This window comes from Streptomyces sp. NPDC000880 (genome assembly GCF_053599675.1).
Genome location: NZ_JBSFMS010000053.1, coordinates 12,161 through 32,584 on the forward strand (window position 1 = coordinate 12,161; position 20,424 = coordinate 32,584).

General features: G+C 71.3%; 14 protein-coding genes and 2 pseudogenes. 4 read left to right on the forward strand and 12 right to left on the reverse strand.

Going from position 1 to position 20,424, the window contains the following annotated elements:
- Positions 1 to 278 precede the first annotated feature (278 nt).
- From ACWDO5_RS19015 to ACWDO5_RS19025, 3 genes are read left to right on the forward strand one after another with little or no spacing between them, the layout of a single operon-like run.
- Positions 279 to 2,684 (forward strand): GcvT family protein, encoded by a 2,406-nt coding sequence (locus ACWDO5_RS19015; RefSeq protein ID WP_450531484.1) that lies wholly within the window; start codon positions 279 to 281, stop codon positions 2,682 to 2,684.
- 24 nt (positions 2,685 to 2,708) lie between these two features.
- Positions 2,709 to 3,863: an N-methyl-L-tryptophan oxidase gene (gene solA / locus ACWDO5_RS19020; protein ID WP_450531485.1), complete on the forward strand. Its 1,155-nt coding sequence runs from the start codon at positions 2,709 to 2,711 to the stop codon at positions 3,861 to 3,863.
- 11 nt (positions 3,864 to 3,874) lie between these two features.
- On the forward strand, positions 3,875 to 5,032 hold the full coding sequence (locus ACWDO5_RS19025) for an aromatic ring-hydroxylating oxygenase subunit alpha (RefSeq protein ID WP_450531486.1): 1,158 nt from the start codon (positions 3,875 to 3,877) through the stop codon (positions 5,030 to 5,032).
- Between the two features lie 26 nt (positions 5,033 to 5,058).
- Here the strand turns inward: ACWDO5_RS19025 and ACWDO5_RS19030 are convergent, their stop codons facing one another.
- Positions 5,059 to 5,463, reverse strand: a complete 405-nt coding sequence (locus tag ACWDO5_RS19030; protein ID WP_450531487.1) for a globin — start codon at positions 5,461 to 5,463, stop codon at positions 5,059 to 5,061.
- Positions 5,464 to 5,562: 99 nt separating this feature from the next.
- Here ACWDO5_RS19030 and ACWDO5_RS19035 point away from each other — a divergent pair, with 99 nt between their 5' ends.
- Positions 5,563 to 6,552, forward strand: a complete 990-nt coding sequence (locus tag ACWDO5_RS19035) for a methyltransferase domain-containing protein (protein ID WP_450531488.1) — start codon at positions 5,563 to 5,565, stop codon at positions 6,550 to 6,552.
- A gap of 26 nt (positions 6,553 to 6,578) precedes the next feature.
- Here ACWDO5_RS19035 and ACWDO5_RS19040 read toward each other — a convergent pair whose 3' ends face one another.
- The 11 genes and pseudogenes from ACWDO5_RS19040 to ACWDO5_RS19090 form a co-directional block, all read right to left on the reverse strand.
- The gene (locus ACWDO5_RS19040; RefSeq protein WP_450531489.1) at positions 6,579 to 7,793 is read right to left on the reverse strand and encodes an FHA domain-containing protein; all 1,215 of its coding nucleotides are present in this window, start codon (positions 7,791 to 7,793) and stop codon (positions 6,579 to 6,581) included.
- Between the two features lie 74 nt (positions 7,794 to 7,867).
- Positions 7,868 to 9,226, reverse strand: a complete 1,359-nt coding sequence (locus tag ACWDO5_RS19045; protein WP_450531490.1) for a vWA domain-containing protein — start codon at positions 9,224 to 9,226, stop codon at positions 7,868 to 7,870.
- 112 nt (positions 9,227 to 9,338) lie between these two features.
- Positions 9,339 to 10,694 carry a PP2C family serine/threonine-protein phosphatase gene (locus ACWDO5_RS19050; RefSeq protein ID WP_450531491.1) on the reverse strand — a complete coding sequence of 452 codons (1,356 nt, stop codon included), beginning with the start codon at positions 10,692 to 10,694 and terminating at the stop codon, positions 9,339 to 9,341.
- A 3-nt stretch (positions 10,695 to 10,697) separates the two neighbouring features.
- Positions 10,698 to 13,442 (reverse strand): tetratricopeptide repeat protein, encoded by a 2,745-nt coding sequence (locus ACWDO5_RS19055; RefSeq protein WP_450531506.1) that lies wholly within the window; start codon positions 13,440 to 13,442, stop codon positions 10,698 to 10,700.
- Between the two features lie 50 nt (positions 13,443 to 13,492).
- A complete protein-coding gene (locus tag ACWDO5_RS19060; RefSeq protein WP_450531492.1) occupies positions 13,493 to 14,833 on the reverse strand; it encodes a hypothetical protein in 1,341 nt (446 codons plus the stop codon).
- Positions 14,834 to 14,956: 123 nt separating this feature from the next.
- Positions 14,957 to 15,967, reverse strand: a complete 1,011-nt coding sequence (locus ACWDO5_RS19065; RefSeq protein ID WP_450531493.1) for a glutamate ABC transporter substrate-binding protein — start codon at positions 15,965 to 15,967, stop codon at positions 14,957 to 14,959.
- A gap of 11 nt (positions 15,968 to 15,978) precedes the next feature.
- Complete coding sequence (locus ACWDO5_RS19070; RefSeq protein ID WP_450531494.1) at positions 15,979 to 17,370, reverse strand: hypothetical protein; 1,392 nt, start codon at positions 17,368 to 17,370, stop codon at positions 15,979 to 15,981.
- Between the two features lie 282 nt (positions 17,371 to 17,652).
- Positions 17,653 to 18,624: an N-acetylglucosamine kinase gene (locus ACWDO5_RS19075; protein WP_450531495.1), complete on the reverse strand. Its 972-nt coding sequence runs from the start codon at positions 18,622 to 18,624 to the stop codon at positions 17,653 to 17,655.
- Entirely contained in the window at positions 18,621 to 19,886 is a 1,266-nt protein-coding gene (locus ACWDO5_RS19080; protein WP_450531496.1) for a 6-phospho-beta-glucosidase, read from the reverse strand. Before ACWDO5_RS19080 ends, ACWDO5_RS19075 begins: the two co-directional genes overlap by 4 nt.
- A gap of 7 nt (positions 19,887 to 19,893) precedes the next feature.
- Positions 19,894 to 20,148: pseudogene (locus ACWDO5_RS19085) on the reverse strand (carbohydrate ABC transporter permease); the annotation flags it as partial.
- A pseudogene (locus tag ACWDO5_RS19090) lies at positions 20,140 to 20,318 on the reverse strand (ABC transporter substrate-binding protein); the annotation flags it as partial. The pseudogenes ACWDO5_RS19085 and ACWDO5_RS19090, both read right to left, overlap by 9 nt.
- Positions 20,319 to 20,424: the final 106 nt, after the last annotated feature.

Genomic DNA, 20,424 nt, shown 5'->3' on the forward strand with positions numbered 1-20,424 from the left:
CCTGAGCCCGGACGTCCGAGCCCTTACGCCCGCCCCCGGGCGGCCTGAGCCCGGCCGTCCGAGCCTCTTTGTGCCCGGCCCCCCGGGCACCACGCCCCCCGACCCCTCGCTTGTTTCCGGCAGGGGTCTATTTGTCCTTCCCGCCGCCGGGCTGTGTTACGGGTCGGGAAACACCCCGTGCGTTGCCCCTGGGCCCTTGACGGTGACCGTACGGCGTTCCCACTATGTCTCTTATGGCGCAACCCATCGTGCACAGCGCAACAGCTGGGGGTTGAGGTATGGCCCGTACACCCGTCGGCGCATCCGTCCCCACACCCGTCGTCATCATCGGAGCCGGCATCGTCGGATGCTCCCTCGCCGACGAGCTCACCGCACGAGGCTGGACCGACGTCACCGTGCTGGAGCAAGGTCCCCTGCCCGCGCCCGGGGGCTCCACGTCGCATGCGCCCGGGCTCGTCTTCCAGACCAATCCGTCCCGGACGATGACCTCCTTCGCCGCCTACACCGTCGAGAAGTTCACCACCCTCGGCGCCTTCGATGCGGTCGGCGGGCTCGAAGTCGCCACCACCCGCGCCCGGTTGGCGGATCTGCACCGCAAGGCCGGACTCGCCGCCTCCTGGGGTGTGCGGGCCGAGGTGCTCAACCCGAGCCGGTGCAAGGAGCTGTGGCCGCTGCTCGAGGAGGGGAAGGTCCTCGGCGGGCTCTACACGCCGGACGACGGGCTCGCCCGGGCCGTGGACGCCGCGGGTGTCCAGATGGAGCGCGCCGAGGCTCGCGGCGCCCGGTTTCTGGACCGGCACACCGTCACCGGAATCGAGCGCGACGGCGGGCGGGTCACCGCCGTCGTCACCGGCCGGGGGAGCTTCCCCGCCGAGCGCGTCGTATCGGCGGCGGGGTTCTGGGGGCCGGTGATCGGGGCCATGGCCGGGGTCGACGTACCGCTGCTGCCGCTCGCCCATCAGTACGCCAGAACAGGGGCCGTGCGGCAGCTGCCCGACGCTCTGCCGATCCTGCGGTACCAGGACTGCGATCTGTACTTCCGGCAGCACGGCGACCGCATCGGCATCGGGTCGTACGCACACCGGCCCATGCCGGTCGACCCGTTCACCGTCCCCGCCTACGAGGACGCGCCCGTCATGCCGTCCTCCCTCGCCTTCACGCCCGCCGACTTCGCGCCCAGCTGGGACGACGCGACCGAACTCCTCCCGGCACTCGCCGGCAGCGTGATCGCCGAGGGCTTCAACGGCGTCTTCTCCTTCACCCCGGACGGCATGCCGGTCCTCGGCGAATCCCGTGAGCTGCGCGGCTTCTGGCTCGCCGAGGCCGTCTGGGTCACCCACTCCGCCGGAGTCGCCAAAGCCGTCGCCGAGTGGATGACCGACGGGCGGCCGGCCACCGACATCCACGAGTGCGACATCGCCCGCTTCGAGGAGGCGCAGCGCTCGCCCGCGTACGTCGCCGAGCGCAGCGCGCAGAGCTTCGTCGAGGTGTACGACGTCATCCACCCCCTCCAGCCGCTTGAGCAGCCGCGCCCGCTGCGCACCAGCCCCTTCCACGGGCGCCAGCAGGAGCTCGGCGCGTACTTCCTGGAGGGCGGGGGCTGGGAGCGGCCCCACTGGTACGAGGCCAACTCCGCGCTCGTAGAAGAGCCTTTGGCCCGGGACGACTGGTCCGCGCGGTACTGGTCGCCGATCGCCGCCGCCGAGGCCAAAGCCACCCGCGAGAAGGTCGCGCTCTACGACATGACCCCGCTCAGGCGGCTCGAAGTCACCGGCCCCGGCGCCCTCGACTTTCTGCAGCGGATGACCACCAACCAGTTGGCGAAGCCTGTCGGTTCGGTGACGTACACCCTGCTCCTCGACGAGTCGGGCGGCATACGGTCCGACCTGAGCGTCGCCAGGCTCGGCGACGAGCGCTTCCAGGTGGGCGCCAACTCGCCCGCCGACCTGGACTGGCTGCTGCGGCACGCCCCCGCCGCCGTGCAGATACGCGACATCACCTCCGGCACGTGCTGCATCGGAGTCTGGGGACCGCTCGCCCGCGAGCTCGTCCAGCCGCTGACCCGCGACGACTTCTCGCACCGTGCCTTCGGCTACTTCAAGGCCCGCCAGACCTACATCGGCCATGTCCCCGTCACCGCGCTGCGCCTCAGCTACGTCGGCGAGCTGGGCTGGGAGCTGTACACCTCCGCCGACATGGGGCTCAGGCTCTGGGACACGCTCTGGGCGGCCGGACAGCCGCTCGGGGGGATCGCGGCGGGCCGCAGCGCCTTCAACTCCCTGCGCCTGGAGAAGGGCTACCGGGCCTGGGGCCAGGACATGACCGCCGAGGACAGTCCGTACGAGGCCGGGCTCGGCTTCGCCGTACGGCTGGACAAGGGGGATTTCACCGGGCGCGACGCACTCGATCCCGAGCGGGCACGGCGCCGCCTCACCTGTCTCACCCTCGACGACCCTGCCGCCGTCCTCCTCGGCAAGGAGCCGGTTTACGTCGACGGCGTCCCGGCCGGCTATGTCACCAGCGCCGGCTACGGCTACACGATCGGCCGTTGCATCGCGTACGCCTGGCTGCCGACGCTGGAGACCGGGACCGCCGTCCATGTCGAGTACTTCGGCGAGAAGGTCGCCGCCACCGTCGCCGAAGAGCCCCTGTTCGACCCCAAGATGACCCGCATCCGCAAGTAGCCACCCCACGCGGAAGGGATAGCCATGGCACCCGCATACGACGTGATCGTCCTCGGCCTCGGCGGCATGGGCAGTGCTGCCGCAGCCCATCTCGCCGCCCGCGGCGTGCGTGTGCTGGGCCTGGAGAAGTTCGGCCCGGCGCACAGCCGCGGCTCCAGCCACGGCGGTTCGCGCATCACCCGCCAGTCGTACTTCGAGGACCCCGCCTACGTACCGCTGCTGCTGCGCGCCTACGAGCTGTACGAGCAGCTGGAGCGGGAGACCGGGCGCGATGTCGCCACACTGTGCGGCGGGGTGATGGTCGGGCGGCCCGAGTCCCGTACCGTCTCCGGCTCGCTGCGCTCCGCCGAGCAGTGGGGTCTGCCGCACGAGATGCTCGACGCGAAGGAGCTGCGCCGCCGCTACCCGACCCTCACCCCCGCCGACGACGAAGTCGCGCTCTACGAGGCGCGGGCCGGGCTGCTGCGGCCCGAGATCACCGTCGCCGCCCACCTCCAGCTCGCCACCCGGCACGGCGCTGACCTGCACTTCGAGGAACCGGTGACGCACTGGGAGCCGTACCGTGACGGGGTCCGCGTCCACACCGCCGAGAACACCTACACGGCCGGCCACCTCGTCATCTGCCCCGGCGCGTGGGCCCCGCAGCTGCTCACCGACCTCAATGTGCCGTTCACCATCGAGCGGCAGATCATGTACTGGTTCCAGCCCGAGGGCGGCACCGGACCGTACGTACCCGAGCGGCACCCCATCTACATCTGGGAGGACGCGGCGGGCGTCCAGATCTACGGCTTCCCCGCCATCGACGGACCCGACGGCGGCGCCAAGGTCGCCTTCTTCCGCAAGGGGACCGTCTGTACCCCGGAGACCATCGACCGAACCGTGCACGACCATGAAGTACGCGCCATGGCCGAGCAGTTGGGATCACGCATCCCGACCCTCCCCGGCGCCTTCATCACGGCCGCCACCTGCATGTACTCCACCACTCCAGACGAACACTTCGTCATCGCCCGGCACCCGGCACACGCCGCCGCCGTCACCGTCGCCTGCGGATTCTCCGGGCACGGCTTCAAGTTCGTGCCCGTGGTCGGCGAAATCCTCGCCGACCTCGCGCTCGACGGCACCACGCACCACCCCATCGAGCTCTTCGACCCCGGTCGCATCGCGACCGCGCCCGCCTGATGGAGGCCGCCATGACGACCACGCCGCTTTCGTCGACGACCACGCCGCCCCCGCCGACCGAGGCGCTCCCGTCGAGCCTGATCGCCACCCTGCCGGGGCACCACTACACCGACCCGGGGATCTTCGCGCGGGAGCAGGAGAGGATCTTCGAGTCTCTCTGGTTCTGCGCGGTGCGCTCCGGGGATCTGGCCGGGCCCGGCGCGTACCGCACGGTCCAGATCGGCCGGGAGAACGTCGTGATCACCCGTAACCGGTCCGGTGAGCTGCGGGCCTTCCTCAATGTCTGCCGGCACCGCGGGGCGCGGCTGTGCACCGAGGAGGCGGGCGAGGTGCGGCGTACGCTGCGCTGTCCCTACCACGCCTGGAGCTACGACCTGGACGGCGCACTCGTCGCCGCGCCCAATCTGGCGAAGATGCCGGACATCGACCGCACCGCGTACGGTCTGCGCACCGTCGCCCTGCGCGAATGGCTCGGTTATGCCTGGGTGTGCCTGGCCGACGAACCGCCGTCCTTCGAGGCGACGGTCATGGGCGCGGCCGTCGAGCGGCTCGGCGACACCGCAGCGATCGAGCGCTACCGCACCGAAGGGCTCGCCCTGGGCAAGCGCGTGCGCTACGAAGTCAAAGCCAACTGGAAGCTGATCGTCGAGAACTTCATGGAGTGCTACCACTGCGCCACGATCCATCCCGAACTGACGTACGTACTCCCGGAGTTCGCGCGCGGCTACGCGGCCCAGTACTACGTCGGCCACGGCGCGGTCTTCGCCGAGGGCGCGCAAGGCTTCACCGTGGACGGTGGCGCGGGCTTCGGTCGGCTGCCCGGGATCGCCGACGACCAGGACCGGCGCTACTACGCGGTGACCGTCAAGCCGCAGGTGTTCATCAACCTCGTCCCCGACCATGTGATCGTGCACCGGATGTTCCCGATGAGCCACGACCGTACGGTCGTCGAGTGCGACTGGCTGTACGCGCCCGAGGTCGTCGAATCCGGGGCGGACATCTCGCGCTCCGTGGAACTGTTCCACCGGGTCAATGTGCAGGACTTCGACGCCTGTGAACGCACTCAGCCGGCGATGGACTCGCGCGCCTACCGGGCGGGCGGGGTGCTGGTGCCCAGCGAGCACCACATCGGAGCGTTCCACGCGTGGGTGACCGAGCAGATCGCGTAGGTCCCGATGCTGTCAGTCCGCGGTGTTCACTCCGGAGTGTTCACCATGGATGCCGCGGCATAGGTGAGGTAGTTCCAGAGCGTCCGCTCGTGCTCCTCCGACAGGCCCAGCTCGTCGACGGCGGTACGCATGTGCTTCAGCCAGGCGTCGTGCGCGGCCCGGTCGACGGTGAACGGCGCGTGCCGCATCCGCAGCCGCGGGTGGCCGCGGTTGTCGCTGTAGGTGCGGGGCCCGCCCCAGTACTGGATCAGGAACAGCGTGAACCGCTCCTCGGCCGGACCCAGGTCCTCCTCCGGGTACATCGGCCGCAGCAGCGGATCCGCAGCGACCCCCTGGTAGAAGCGGTGGACGAGGCGCCGGAAGGTTTCCTCGCCGCCGACCTGTTCGTAGAAGGTCTGCTCCTGAAGCGTGCCGCGCGGAATCTCATTCACCCCACCATCGTCTCAGACTCACCGGCCGAGGACCGAGGGCCTAGGACTACCCACGATCGGGTGCTCGCCTCAGGCGCGGCGCCGCAGGACAGTGGATGCATGGTGGGTGTGGACCTGGAGCAGTATGCAGAGCCGGCCGCCGAGGCGCGGCGGTCGCTGGTGCGGGCGATCGTGGCCGAGGGCGGGCTGACCGATCCGGCCTGGCGGGCGGCGTTCGAGGAGGTGCCGCGGCATCTGTTCGTGCCGTACTACTTCGTGGGCCGGGGCGGCGCGTACGAGCGTCTGTGGTGCGAGGACCCCGACCCCGTGCGGCGGGACCAGTGGCTGGGAGGCGCCTACACGGACGAGCCGCTCGCCACCCGGGTGCGCGACGGCGAACTGATCTCCTCCAGCAGCCAGCCCTCGCTGATGGCCAGGATGCTCGAGGAGCTGGAGGTACGGGACGGGCACACCGTCCTCGAGATCGGCGCGGGCACCGGCTACAACGCGGCGCTGCTCGCGCACCGGCTCGGCGACGAGCTGGTGACGACCGTCGACGTGGACCCGGAGATCACCGAGTCCGCGCGTACGCATCTGGCGGCCGCGGGCCACCACCCGGCTGTGATGACCGGCGACGGGGCGCGCGGATTCCCGCAGCGTGCGCCCTTCGACCGCATCATCGCGACCTGCACGCTGGCGTCCGTGCCGTTCGACTGGCTGCCGCAGTGCCGGCCGGGTGCGCGGATCCTGGCCCCGCTCTCCACCGGGCTCATCGCGCTGCGGGTGCGCGACGACAGCCACGGCCGGACCGCGGAGGGGCACTTCCTGCGGACGTCCGCGTACTTCGTGCCGCTGCGCGGCGGCGGGCTCGCCCGGGAGGGGCACGCCGGCGGGCTGCCGAGGCGCGCGGTCGAGAACGATCTCTTCCGCTTCCTGCTGACGCTGACCGCGGGCAGCCTCGATCCGCACGAGGCGCTCTCGCTGTGGGAGCGGGAGCGGCGCCCGCAGCGGGACCGGTTCGGGGTCACGGTCAGCGGGCAGCACCAGTGGGCCTGGCTGGACGACCCCGAGGGGCCGTACGCCTGGCCCCTCGGGCGTGCGTCCCGCTGACTGTTCTACGGGCTCGGCCGGCGGAGCTAGCCGCGGCGGAGGGTGATGGTCGTCCAGGCGCCGACGTGGACCCGGTCGCCGTCGTTCAGCGGGATCGGGACATAGGGCTGGATCGGCTCATCGGCGCCGTTGAGCGTGGTGCCGTTGGTGGAGTTCTGGTCGACAACGGCCCAGGAGCCATCGGGCTGCTGAACCAGCACCGCGTGCTGGTGCGAGACGCCCGGGTCCTCCGGCGGGACGGACAGGTCGATGTCGGGGGACTCGCCGGTGGAGTGCCGGCGGCGGCCGATCGTGACCTGGTTGCCGGCGAGCGGGAGGTGCTGCTCGGGGGAGTACGCGGGCAGGTTGAGGCCGCTGGCGTCGGGGCCGCTGCGCTGCATCATCGCGAGGAAATACTCACGGTCGGGCCCTATGACGGCCGTCCAGCCCGCCGGGGCCTGGGTCTGGTACTGGGGCGGCTGCTGGGGGCCCGGCCGACCCTGGGCCTGACCCGGCTGCCCCTGCTGCGGGCCAGGCTGCGGTCCGGACTGCTGGGCGTACTGCTGCGGCATCTGCTGCTGGAACCCCTGCGGCGGCTGCGGCGGCTGGGAGGCATGCGGCTGCTGCGGCGCCGGCGAGGGCGGGGGCAGCATCCAGTCGTCCCCGCCGCCCGTCTGCTGGGGCTGCCGCGGCGCGGGCGGCGCCGACTGCTGGAAGGACGGCGGGGGCGGCGCGTGCGGGCCCGGCTGCGGCTGCTGGAAGGACGGCGGGGGCGGCGGCCCCTGCTGCTGGAACGCCTGCGGCGGCTGCTGCTGCGCCGACGGGTCGTTCGTCAGCGGCTCGGCCGACCGGTTCATCTGCGAGGGCCGCGAGCCCTGGTAGTCGTACGGAGGGTGCTGCTGCGGGACAGGAGGAGGCGGCGGCGGGGGCGCCGGCTGCGACTGGAAGCCCGGCGGGAGGTTCAGCCCGGACGGCTGCTGCTGGGACGGGGCCACCGGGGTGTACGACGTCGCCGTGTGCGTGAGGAAGTTGTACCGGCACTCCTCGCAGAACGGGGCCATGGCCTCGCGCGGGGTGCGGCACTGCGGGCAGAGCTCGGCCTGGGCGGTCGCGTTCGGGTCGCCGGGGCCCGGGTAGCCGTAGGCCGGCGGGGGAGGCGGCGGAAAGGCACCCGCGGGAGCGCCAGGACCGGCCATGCGGTGGCCACAGACCTCGCACCAGTCGTCGGAACCCGACTGGTGTCCGTTCGGGCAGGTCGGCATGTCGGCGCTTCCTCCTCTCCTCGTCCGGCCCGAGGGCCGTATAACTTCGGTGTGTCTGTCGGCGTTTGTACCGGCTACTTCTTCACACGAACCGTCTTGGTGGAGCGCGTTTCGAGGGTCATCTCGTCGGCCTCCGCGACCTTCGCCTTCAGTCGCACAGTACCTGTCGCGGCATCGACGACGTCCACCACCTTCGAAAGCAGTTTCGCGGTGTCCTCGTTCCCGGAGTCCGCCGCGAGCTGCACCGCACGGCCGAGCTTGGCGGTCGCGCCGTCGTAATCCCCCGACTTGCGGGCATCGAGACCCTGTTGGATGACTTGTGCCAGTTCAGCCTGGCCTGTGTAGTGCGCGACCTGCGGGTTGATCGAGGTGGACGCCACCATGTCGTCCGTCCACACCGCCCGTACGAGACCTTGCGACAGCACCTGCGAAGCCCCGCCGTCCGCGGCCGGAATGATCAGCGAGACCCGGGCCGCCAGCATCTCCTGGCCAATCCCGGCCTCCGGGACCTGCACGCACACGTGGTAGTCGCGGGACTCGTCGCCCCAGGAGCCGGTCGGATAGTCGCCGGCCCGCGGGCCCGCTTCCGTACGCCGTCCGGTCAACTCCTCAACCGTCGGAGCCACTTGCTTGACGAACTTGATCTCGACGCCGACGGGTGTCCACAGCCGCAGCGCCACGTCCGCGACCTCCTTGCCCATCGCGTTCTCCATCATGCTGGTGAAGTCCGCGGCCAGCTCGGCCGGATTCGCGACGATGTCCGCCGTGCCGAGCAGCGCGGAGGCGATGCCGGTGACCTCCTTGACCTCCCAATCGGTGCCGACGCCGCGGGCGTCGCAGGTGAAGCGGCCCGCACCGGCTTCGAGGGCGGCCCGCAGATCTTCCGGCGACTCGTGCTCGTTACGGCCGTCGGTGAGCAGGATGCCGTGCCGGATGCCGACATCGGTGCTTGCGAGCAGCCGGTCGGCGAGACGGAGCCAGGTGCCGATCGCGGTGCCGCCGCCCGCGGTGAGCCGCCGCAGCGCCTCCTTGGCCTGGCCGCGGGTCCGCGGATCGGCGACCGCGAGCCGGCCGCCGCCCGGATAGACCTCGCTCGCCAGATGCGTGCCCGCGACCACTGCGAAGGCGACGCCGTCGCGCAGCGTGTCGATGGCGGCGGCCGTGGCATCACGGGCGTTGCGCATCTTTGTCGGCGGATAGTCCATCGAGCCGGAACAGTCGACCATGATCACCACGGCGGCGCTGGGCTCCTGTCCCGGTATGTACGCGGGGGAGCGCGAAGCGCCCGCGAGCGGAGCCCCGCCGCTGGTGCCGCCTCCGGTGGAGGTGACGGTGACGATCGCGTTCACCTCGCGGCCGCCCTCCGGCAGATATTCGTTCTGATACACCTCGACGGAGAATTGCGGCACCTGTGACTTGGAGAAATTGGCCATCTGATCGGCTCCTTGAGGCTCCACTTGGGCAGAGAAATGACAAGAAGGTCCGCAAGCAGCGACAGGCGGTGACAAGCGACGACAAGCGGCAGCTCGGCGGACATAAGGGGGCTCAAGCCCTGTTGTAGGCCGATCCTGCCCCTTGGTGGGGTACGGCGAACGGCAGTACGGCCACTGTTACGTTGTCGTGGCCCCCGCCGTCGAGTGCGTGGCCGACCAGAACCTGCGCGCTGTGCAGCGGGCGGCCCGCCGCATCGACCGGGATTGCCTGGGCCATGTCCTCTGCGGCCTCCGCGTAGTTCCACAGGCCATCCGTGCAGACCACGACCACGCCGGAACGGTCCGGCTTGAACGAGGCGGTGTGCGGCTCCAGTTCGTATGCATCGGCCCCGAGCCAGCCCGTGATGGCGTGGGCGCGCTCGTCGGCGTACGCCTCCGCCTCGCTCATCAGGCCGGCCGCCACCATCTGGGCGGCCCAGGAGTCGTCCTCGGTGAGCCGGGCGGGCGGGCCGCTGCGGTCGTCCGGCACCCAGTAGGCGCGGCTGTCGCCGACCCAGCCGACGACCAGCAGGCTGCCGGCTGCCACGGCGCCGACGATCGTGCAGGCCGGCGCGTTCTGGTGGCGGTGCGGGTCGTGCTCCATCGCCTCGCCCCGACCGGGCTCCCTGGCAAGGGAGTTCACCGCCTCGGAGGCCGCGACGATCGCCTCGTGCATGGCCTGCTGGGGATGGGTGCCGCGCGGCAGCGTCTCGAGCAGCAGCTCATTGGCGGCGCTCGCGGCGGCCTCGGAGGCCTCGTCGGGGCGGGTCGCCGACGACACCCCGTCGCAGACGATCGCGACGACGGCGGGCGAGCCGTCGGGCAGGGCTGTGGACGACACCGCGAACGAGTCCTCGTTGCGGTGGTGGCGCAGTCCGCGGTCGCTGACGGCGGCGACCGAGCCGAGCTCCTGCTCCATGTGGTCGCGCTCGCGGGGCTGGGCGTGGCCGCAGTTCTCGCAGTAGCCGTCGGTGTCGACATGGCCGGCGCGGCAGGCCACACAGAGTTTGGTGCCGGACGAGGGGGTGGTGATCGGGTCCACGGCGCGTGGGTCGGCGGCGACGGCGCCCGCCTCGGGCGCGGGCAGCTCGAAGTCGCCGCTGGAGGAGGCGTTGGGCGGGGCCGTGGGTGAGGCGGGCGGGTCGTCGTAGCGCACGGCCGAGGCGGGCAGCAGGCCGCCGCCCGAGTCCGTGCCCGGCAGATCTTCGGGCAGATGCGCCGACGCGGGCGTGCCCGAGCTGTCCGTCCCGGTGGCCGACGGCCACTCGACGGACGTGCCGATAGCCATGGTCGGGTGGTCGTCCGGTGGCGCGGGCACGACGGAAAGGTCGTAACCGCACGCACCGCAGAAAAGGTCACCCGTTTCCAGCGGCTCGGCGCAGCTTGGGCATGTCGACCCGGCGGCCGGCTGGTGCATCTGCGAGGCCATCAATCACACCCAAGTCCTGGGGCGGAAGCGGTTCGCCCGCTCCACCAGGTCTATCCGCTCCTCGCCCCGCTGGGCGAGCCGGGCGAGCACCCGGTAGGAGCGTTCCAGCCCGAAGCGCAGGCCGCGCTCGTCCAGTTCGCTGCCGAGCAGCACCCTCTGTCCGGACGGCGGGGCTCCGGGACTACCGGAGAGTACCCAGTCGAGGGCCGTCCCGAGTACTTCTGTGGACAACTGCGCGCGGCGCACCGCGTCCAGACCGAAGTCCTTCAGTGCCTCCACCTGCGCGGCGGCCGCCGACAGGTCGTCGAACAGCGGGTCGTGCCCGGCGCGTCGCCGCAGCCTCGCCCGTACGGCAGCCACCCGTGCGGCCGTGTAGTGGATCGACGCCTCAGGCACCGACTCCAGCGTCCGTACGGCGCCGGGCCGGTCGGCCGCCGCGAGCTGCACCCGGGCCAGGCCGAACGCGGCGCTGACATAGCTCGGGTCGGTCGTCCACACCAGGCGGTAGTACTCCGCGGCGTTGTCCAGCTGGCCGAGCACCTCGGCGCAGACGCCGAGCGCCAGCTTGGGCGCGGGCTCGCCGGGGAACGCGTCGTAGATCGCGTCGAAGGAGAGCGCCGAGACCTCGTTGTCCCCGGTCACCAGCGACGTGAGACCGCGGTACCAGACGACCCGCCAGTCGTCGGGGTGCTGGCTCTCCAGGGTGGCGAGAGCTCTGGTGGCGGAGTCCAGTTCACCCATCTCCAGGCGGGCGCGCAGCTCGCGCAGCCGGGTCTCCGGGGAGGCCGCGGACGCGGAGTGCAGCGCGGCGATGAGCTCGGCGGGCGCGGAAGCCATCAGACCGGCGAGGAAACCGGCGTTGGGGTCGCCCGGGTCGACGCGCGGCACGGGCAGGGCGAGCGAGGTCGCCCGGGAGTCGAGCGCCGCGAGGTGGGGTGCGAGCGCGTGGCCCTGGGCGCCTGCGCCACCCACGATCCCGGCCGCCGCGCCGCCCGCGTTCCCGTATCCCGCGTTCCCATATCCGGCGTTGCCGGCACCCAGTTGGTGCGCGCCCTCGCCCACACGCGCACCCGGCACCAGCGCCCCGCCCGGGTAACCGGCGCCCGATTGACCGGCGCCCGGTACCGGCGTGCCGCCCGCGTTGCCGTATCCGGCGCTCCCGTAGCCGGCGCCTCCGGCGCCATAGGTGTGGACGCCGGCCGCCACGACCCCGCCCCCGGCCGGGATTCCCGCGCCTTTGGCGCTCACCGAGGCCGAGCCGGTCACTGCTGCCCCCGGCTTGCCGCGCCTGCGGCCCGGGGCCGTAACCGCCCGCGCGCCCAGCTGTGAGACGTCCTCGGTCAGCTCCGCGAACAATTGCGTGTCCGTGACGCGCAGTTCAGGTCCGAACAGCGTCGACAGCGCAGGCCGCGGGCGGCCCGTCTGGATCGCGACGACCTCTCTGAGCACCCCCGTCAGCTGCTCCGCCATCTCCTGCGCCGAGGCGAACCGCCGCGCCGGATCGGGGTCCGTCGCCCGTACCAGCAGCCGGTAGAAGGACTCGTACGTCTGGAAGACCTTGATGTTCTCCGGGTCCGGAAGGGAGTCCACGAACACATTGGTGTAGCCCTGGAAGTCGAAGGTCAGCACGGCCAGCGTGCGCGCGACGGTGTACAGGTCGGAGGCGACCGAAGGGCCTACCTCGCCGACCTCCGGGGCCTGGTAACCGACCGTGCCGTAGATCGCGGACTCGTCGTCGTCCATCCTGCGGACCGCGCCCATGTCGATGAGCTTGAGCTGGTCCTGCTGCTGGATGGCGTTGTCGACCTTGAAGTCGCAGTACAGCAGGTTCCTGCTGTGCAGGTGCCCGAGCGCCTCCAGCGCCTCGATGCCGTACGCACACGCCTGCTCGACCGGCAGCGGATCGCGCTTGCCCGCCGGGTCGCGCCGTTCGTTGGCGATCTCCTTCAGCGACTTGCCGCCGACGTACTCCATGACGATGTAGCCGTCGAGCGAGCCGGTGCGCTGGTCGAGATGCTCCACGAAGTTGTAGATCCGCACGATGTTGGAGTGCTCGATCTCCGCGAGGAAGCGGCGCTCCGAGATCGCCGCGGCCATCGCGTCCTGGTCGCCCGTGTCCAGCAGGCCCTTGAGTACCACCCACCGGTCGGAGACCGCGCGGTCCACCGCCAGATAGACCCAGCCCAGGCCGCCGTGGGCGAGGCAGCCCACCACTTCGTACTGCCCGTGCACGATGTCGCCACCGGTGAGCTTGGGCACGAAGGAGTACGGGTGGCCGCACTTGGTGCAGAACCCTTCCGTACGCCCGGGACGCTCCCCGCGCGAACGCCCCACCGGCGCCCCGCAGTCGGAGCGCGAGCAGAACCGCTTGCGCTCGGGGACCTCGGGGTTCTCCATCACCGCGGTACGCGGCTCGGGGCGCGGCACGTCCGGCACGGAGACCAGGCCCGCGCCCAGCCGGTTGCGCCCTGACGAGCCCGTGGAGCTGCCGGAGCTGCGCACCGAGACCGACCGGGACGAGGTGCTGCCCCCGGACAGTGAGCGCGACAGCCGCCCGGACACGGACCGGCGCGACGTCGACGAGCGCGACGAGGTGCTGCTCCCGGGCCGCGAGCGCGAACTGCTCCGCCCGGAGCCGGAGCCCCGGCCGCCGCCCGTGATTCCGGTGGGCTGCGAGGACACCATCCCGTTGGACGAGACGACGGGCGCGAGGCCGCAGGTGCCGCAGTACAGCTCACCGCCGCCCATGTCCTCGTACGAGCCCTCACAGCCGGGGCGCTGGCAGTTCTTGTTCTCGCTCACGAATCCCCCCTGCGGTCACTGGGCCCGGACGGTCCCGGCCGTCTCGGGACAAGGACTTCGGCGGCGGCCTGCTGATAACGCAGCACCGCCTGCCCGGCGACGCGCAGATCGCACGGCGCGCTCCACAGCATCCGGCGGGCCGCGTCGTACCGCTCGATCAGCAGCGGATCCTCCGCCATCCCGTGCCGGGCCACCTTCGCCTTGTACGCGTCGAGACGGCCGCGCAGCTCGGCGCGGACCGCGAGCGGGGCGGTGACGGCCGTCAAAGACTCACGGGCGCGCAGCAGTTCGTCCTCCGCCTCACGCTCCAGGGATTCGAGCAGCGGCGAGAGCCGGTGCCACTGCGAGTGCCTGCGGTACTCGGCGGCGGTGGCGAGCCGCTCCTGCAGCGCGGTCGGCGGGCCGCTGACGGCGGGCACCTCGGAGGCGGCGATCTTCGCCAGCACCTCGCCCCGCGCAGACCGCGCCTCGGTCAGCGTACGGTCGGCGCGCGACAGCACGTCGCGCAGCCGGATCAGCCGTTCCTCGGAGTCCTGCCGAACCCGGAGCACCGCCTCGATCTCCCGGCGTATGTCTTCGAGGGCGCGCGCCGCACGGTCGTAGCGTTCGGTGTCGGGGCGGCCGCCGCCGGGTGCCGAACTGCCCAGCGCCGGCCGCCAGAAGGCGAGCGGGTCGGAGATCACCTGGGCGCGCAGAGTGGACAGTTCATGGGTGATCGACTCCAGCTCGTCGCCGGCCGGGTGCTCCCCGGGCCGTACGCCAACGGAGTGCGCGAGCGAGCGGGTGCGCTGCAGCTCGGCGGCGAGCAGATCTATCCGGGCGGGCAGCGCCGACCACACCGAGTCGGCCGTCACCACCATGTCCAGCGAGCTCGCGTACAGCTCGTTCATCCGGGCGACCAGCTCTGCGAGAGTGAACTGCTCGGAGAGCTTGGCGGGTCCGGTGATCGAGGGCGCGGTGTGGGTGGCCGAGCTGGCGATCGTGACGCTGCGGCCGCGCAGCCGGTCGGTCAGCTGCACCAGGTCCTCGCGGCTCGACCAGCGGCGCCTGGCGCGCAGCTCACGGGTGTCGTTCAGGGCGGCGGTATAGGCGTCGAAGTACCCCCACAGCAGGGTGATCGCCTGCTCGGCAGAGGCCCAGCGGTCCTTGGTGACGCCCGTCAGCTCGGCGCCTTCGAGGAGTCTGCGGCCGGCATGGTCCTGCAGGGCGAGGAGCGAGGTCTCGATCGCCTCGTGCTCCGCGCCGAGCCGCGCCAGCGCACGGTCCACCTCGTCCCGGTCCATCACCGGGCCTGGGGGTCCCCCCGCGGTGCTGGGGGAGGGTCCCGCCTCGCCCATCGATCACCTCTCTGCTCTTCCTGTGTTCCTTGCAGGACTAGTTGTTCAGCCGGTCCAGCCGGTCCAGCCGGTCCAGCCGGTCCAGCCGGTTCAGCCGGTTCAGCTTGTGCAGCGCCGGCTGTCTCAGCCGGTGCGGTACTTCGGGACCGGCGGCCCGGCTATCCCGGGGAGATCGGAAACCAGCCATTTGTTGTACGCCTGCGTCCAGGCGCTCCTTCGGTACTCGTCGAGCACCTTGTTCACCCGGCGCACCAGGTCGTCCTTGCCGAGCTTGGTGGCCACGCCGTAGTACTCGGTGGTGAAGGGCTTGTCGCCCTTGAGCTCGACCGCGGGGTCCTGCGCCGCCTGGCCGGCCGCGAGGGCGTTGTCCGTCACGATCGCGTCGACGAGGCCCTGCTGGAGCCGCACCAGGCAGTCCAGCTGGTTGGACACGGTGAGCACGTCCTCGTCTCCCGCCTGCCCGTCGTGCTCGTCCTTGAATGTGGCGCCGAAGGAGTTCTTCTCCAGCGCGTCGAGCGCTGTCGAGCCCTCCGCCGTGCAGACCTTCTTCCCGGCGAGGGACTTGTCGTATCCGGTGATGGACGAGCCCCTGGAGGCGAGGACCTGCTGGCCCGCCTGGAAGTACGCGGTGGAGAAGGCGACCTGCTTGATCCGGGCGCAGTTGATCGTCATCGTGCGGACGACGATGTCCACCGTGCCGTTGTTGAGCGCGGGTATGCGCTGGTTGGTCGGGATGGCACGGAAGATGATGGCGTCCGGACTGCCGAGGATGTCCTGGGCGATGGCCCGCGCGAGATCGATGTCGAAGCCTTCGAGGCCGCCGGTGGCCGGATTGCGGTAGCCCCAGCGGTAGCTGTTCTGGTCGACGCCGACGATCAGCTTGCCCCGCGCCACGATCGCGCCGATGTTCGGTCCGTTCGCCGCTGACGGCGACAGCGAGCGCTCCGGCTCGGTACAGCTGTCGGCCTTGGCGGGCGTGGTCGAGGCGGCGCTCTGGCCGTCCAAGCCGGAGCTGAGAGCGTCCGCGCCTCCGTGGGACAGCGGCAGCAGCGTGACGGCGGCGGTCAGCGCACAGGCAGTGGCCATTCCCGCGACGCCGCCCCAGCCGCGGAACCTGGCTTTGAGGTCCGTCATCGCTCCTCCTCTCACCGGTACTCCGAAAGCCTGCGGTTGATGCCGAGCACGGCGCCCGCCGCACCCAGCACGGCCAGCGCCGCGGCGCCGACCGGCAGCCCGGTCAGCGCGCCGCGCCCGTCCTCGGCGGCGCGGGTGAACTCGCGCTGCTCGTGCGCGAGCGCCGTCGCCAGCGCCTTGTCCACCTGGTCGAAGGACTGGCCGGTGGATGCCTTGGGCCCGATGACCTTGGCCAGCGCGCCTTCGTAGTCACCGGCCTTGTCGGTGGTGCTGGCGCTGGTGTGCCGGACCTTCCACAAGGACACGCTCTTGACGGCGGCCTCGACGGGGCCGAGGCCTTCCTTGTCGTCGGCGAGCTTTTGCGCCTCGCTCAGCCGGTCGCCGAGCTTCTGCATGCCCGTGGTGTAGTCCGTTTCGTACTTGTCGCTCTTGCCGTCGTCGGTGAGCACCGCGCCCCGCGCGACGAGCGTCAGGTTTTCATTCGCCCGCGCCTTCAGGGAGCTGATCCGCGCGTCGTTGAGCACCTTGAGTGACATCTGGCCGTGCACCTCTGCGGCGTTCAGCTCGGCGCGGGCCACCGTATGTCCCACGGCAAGCCACAGCAGGGCGATGGTGGCAGCCGCCGTGGCGGCGAGCAGGCCGTGGTTGAACACCCTGTTCGTCCGCTGGTAGTTGCGGCGCTGCGCCCACACCAGGGCCGCCAGCGCGACCACGCCCACGGCGAGCGAGAAGACCGGCCAGAAGCGGGCGCTGTTGTCGTCCCGGTCGAGCCGGGCCGTCTCCGCGTCGTACAGCTTCTGGGCGGCGGGCAGCAGATCCCGGGTCATCTGCTCGTTCGCGAACCGCAGATACGCGCCGCCGAGGGGCAGGCCCTGCCTGTTGTAGGAACGGGCCGTCTCGATCACGCCGGTGTAGCGGGGGAGCTGCTCGTTGAGAGCGGCTATCTGGCGGCCCGACTCGCTCGAACTGTCCGTGTTCGCCGCGGCCTTGACCAGCAGTCGGGACGCGAGCGCGATGTCGTTCTGGTAGCGCTCGCGGGCCGCGCGGGGCTCCTCGGCACCGGCCAGGAAGCCACTGGAGGCCGACGTGTCCGCGTCGGCCAGCGAGCGGTAGATGGACGCGGCGTCCGCGCTCAGCGGCTGGCTCCGGCTCACCACGTCGTCGGCCGCGGATGCCCGGTCGGAGATCTCGAACGCCGTCACCGCGCCGAACGCCACCACCAGCGCCGCCAGAACGGCCCCGATGATCTGCAGCCGCCCTGGCTCGGTCGTCGTCGCCGTGCGCAGCCGCTCCTTGGTCTCGGCCCAGGCGCCGCGGTGGGCGGGTGGCGTGGCCGGCGGCTGTGCGGGCGCATGCGTCGGAGCCGATTGGGGCGCGGTGCGCACAGTCGGCGGGTATGTCACGTGACCTCCCCCTCGGTCGCTGACGTCGGCCCGCTCCCCGGCGGGTCGGGGGACGTCCCCCGACCAGCAGTATGGCCGCAGTGACTGACATACACAGCAGGATTGACTGGATCTTGCCCTGTCACGGCAGTTCAGGATCCGTCAGGCCCGTCTCTCCCGCCATTCTCCCCACCATGAATACGCTTCAGCACCTTGATCGGTTCCGGTTGGCAGGGATGTTGGGCACGGCCAGTCGCCGGACGGGCCGTGACGTCAGCCCGTCCGGCGACTGGAGACGAAGCGCTACACGTAGTGCGCGCGCAGCCTGGCGCGGGCCCCCGGCGGGGCCCCGATGTGGTCCATGCCCAGCAGGGCCGCGCCGAGCACCGGCGGTGCCGTCACCACCTCGATCACCGCCTTGGGCGCCTTGGTCGCGAGCAGCTTGCCGATGTGCTCGTCCAGCTCCGGGTGCCTGGCCGCGAGCACGCTGCCGCCCAGCAGCACCGGCGCCTCCTCGTCGAGCAGATCCAGTCGGGCCAGCGCCACCGTGGACAGGGCGACAACCTCCTCGGCCAGCCGGTGCACCACCGAGCGGGCGACCCCATCGCCCTCCGTGCTGGTGGCGAAGAGGACCGGCGTCAGCTCGTGCTTGCGCACCGCGGGGATCCGCCCCAGGTGCAGCGCCTCGATCAGGGCGTACATGGAGTCCAGGCCGAAGTGCGCGGGCAGGGTACGGACCAGGGCCGTCGGCTCGCCGCGGCCGTCCTCCGCCCGCGCCGCGAACCACAGCGCCTCCTCCGCGAGCTGCGCGCCACCGCCCCAGTCGCCGGAGATCCGGCCGATCGCGGGGAAGCGCGCGGTACGGCCGTCCGGCAGCATGCCGACGCAGTTGATGCCCGCGCCGCACACCACCGCGACACCTCGTGGCTCATCCACGCCCGCCCGCAGGATGGCGAACGTGTCGTTGCGCACCTCGGTCGTGAGCCCCCAGCCGCGCGCCTGCACCGCGGCCTCCAACTCCCGCTCCTCGACCGGGAGATCGGCGTTGGCCAGACAGGCCGAGACATGCGCGACGAACGGCTCGGTGACACCGGCCGCGGTCGCGGCGGCCGCGACCGTACGGCCCAGGGCGTCGACAGCCGCCTCGATGCCGACCGCCGGCGGCTGGAACCCCCCGCCGCGGGCCTTGCCCAGGACGGTCCCGTCGGCCGCGACCACCGCGACGTCGGTCTTGCTGTTGCCGGCGTCGATGGCCAGGACGCCACGTGCGGTCATGCCCACGCGAGGTGCTCCCGGTTGTGCGCGATCAGCTTGTCGGTGAGTGCCTCGGCGTACTCGTACTGGCCGATCAGCGGATGCGACAGCAGCGCCTTGAAGACGCGGTCACGTCCGCCGCGCAGGGCGGCCTCCAGCGCCAGGTCCTCGTACGCCGTGACATTGGCGATCAACCCCGCGTACAGCGGGTCGAGTTCGGGCACGGCGAGCGGCGTGGTGCCGCTGCCGTCGACGCGCGCCTGCACCTCGATCACGGCGTCGTCCGGCAGGAAGGACAGCGTGCCCTTGTTGTACGTGTTCACCACCTGCACCGAGCTGCCGCCCGCGCCCAGCAGCGAGGCAGCGAGGCCCACGGCCGCCTCGGAGTAGAAGGCGCCGCCGCGCTTGGCGAGCAGCTCGGGCTTGGTGTCGAGCGCCGGGTCGCCGTACATCTCGAGCAGCTGCTTCTCCATTTCCGCGACCTCGGCGGCCCGCGACGGCTTGGTCCTCAGCTCGCGTACGACGTCGTCGTGCGCGTAGAAGTAGCGCAGGTAGTAAGAGGGGACGACACCGAGCCGGTCCAGCACCTGGCGCGGCAGCCGCAGATCGTCGGCGATCGTGTCGCCGTGCTCGGCCAGCAGCTTCGGCAGCAGATCCACGCCGTCGGGCCCGCCGAGCCGCACACCCGTCTCCCACGTCAGGTGGTTGAGGCCGACATGGTTCAAGTGGACGTCGTGCGGGGCTACTTCGAGGAGCTTCGCGAACTTGCGCTGGAGGCCGATGGCGACATTGCACAGCCCGACGGCCTTGTGCCCGGCCTGCAACAGCGCCCGAGTCACGATGCCCACCGGGTTGGTGAAGTCGATGATCCAGGCATCAGGGTTGGTACGCCGCACCCGCTCGGCGATGTCGAGAACGACCGGGACGGTCCGCAGCGCCTTGGCGAGCCCGCCCGCGCCCGTCGTCTCCTGCCCGACACAGCCGCACTCCAGTGGCCAGGTCTCGTCCTGGTTCCGGGCCGCCTGCCCGCCCACGCGCAGCTGCAGCAGCACCGCGTCGGCGTCCGCGACGCCCGCGTCCACGTCGGAGGTGGTGACGATCTTCCCGTCGTGACCCTGCTTGGCCAAGATCCGCCGCGCCAGGCCGCCGACCAGCTCGAGGCGGTCTGCCGCGGGGTCGATGAGCACCAGCTCACTGATCGGGAGGGTGTCCCTCAGCCGCGCGAAGCCGTCGATCAACTCAGGGGTGTAGGTGGATCCGCCGCCCACGACTGCGAGCTTCATATGTGCATCAGCCCTTCACTCCGGTCAGTGTGACGCCCTCGACGAATGCCTTATGGGCGAAGAAGAAGACGAGGATCACGGGGGCCATGACCAGGACGGTCGCGGCAATGGTCAGATTCCAGTCCGTGTGGTGCGCGCCCCTGAACGACTCCAGGCCGTAGCTCAGAGTCCACCCTGCCGGGTTCTCCGATGCGTAGATCTGCGGGCCGAAGTAGTCGTTCCGGGCGTAGAAGAACTGGAAGAGCGCGACGGCGGCGATGCCCATGATCGTGCCGGAGAGGTAGCCCTTGCCGTAGTCGGCGGCCTGGTCGTCGGCGACGGGCAGCGGCGCGGTGCCGATCTCGAACTTCACGCCCGCGTCCTTGGCCATGCCGAGCCGCCACCATCCAGCTGCATGGTGACCTGCCCGGTGTGGAAGGGGTGCTTGGCGCCCGCGTGTGGGCATGGCGGGGTCTCCCTGTGACGGGTCGAGGTGGCGGGGGATGCGCGGGTCTCTCTGCGGCTCTCTGCGGCTCTCTGCGGCTCTCTGCGGTCTCTC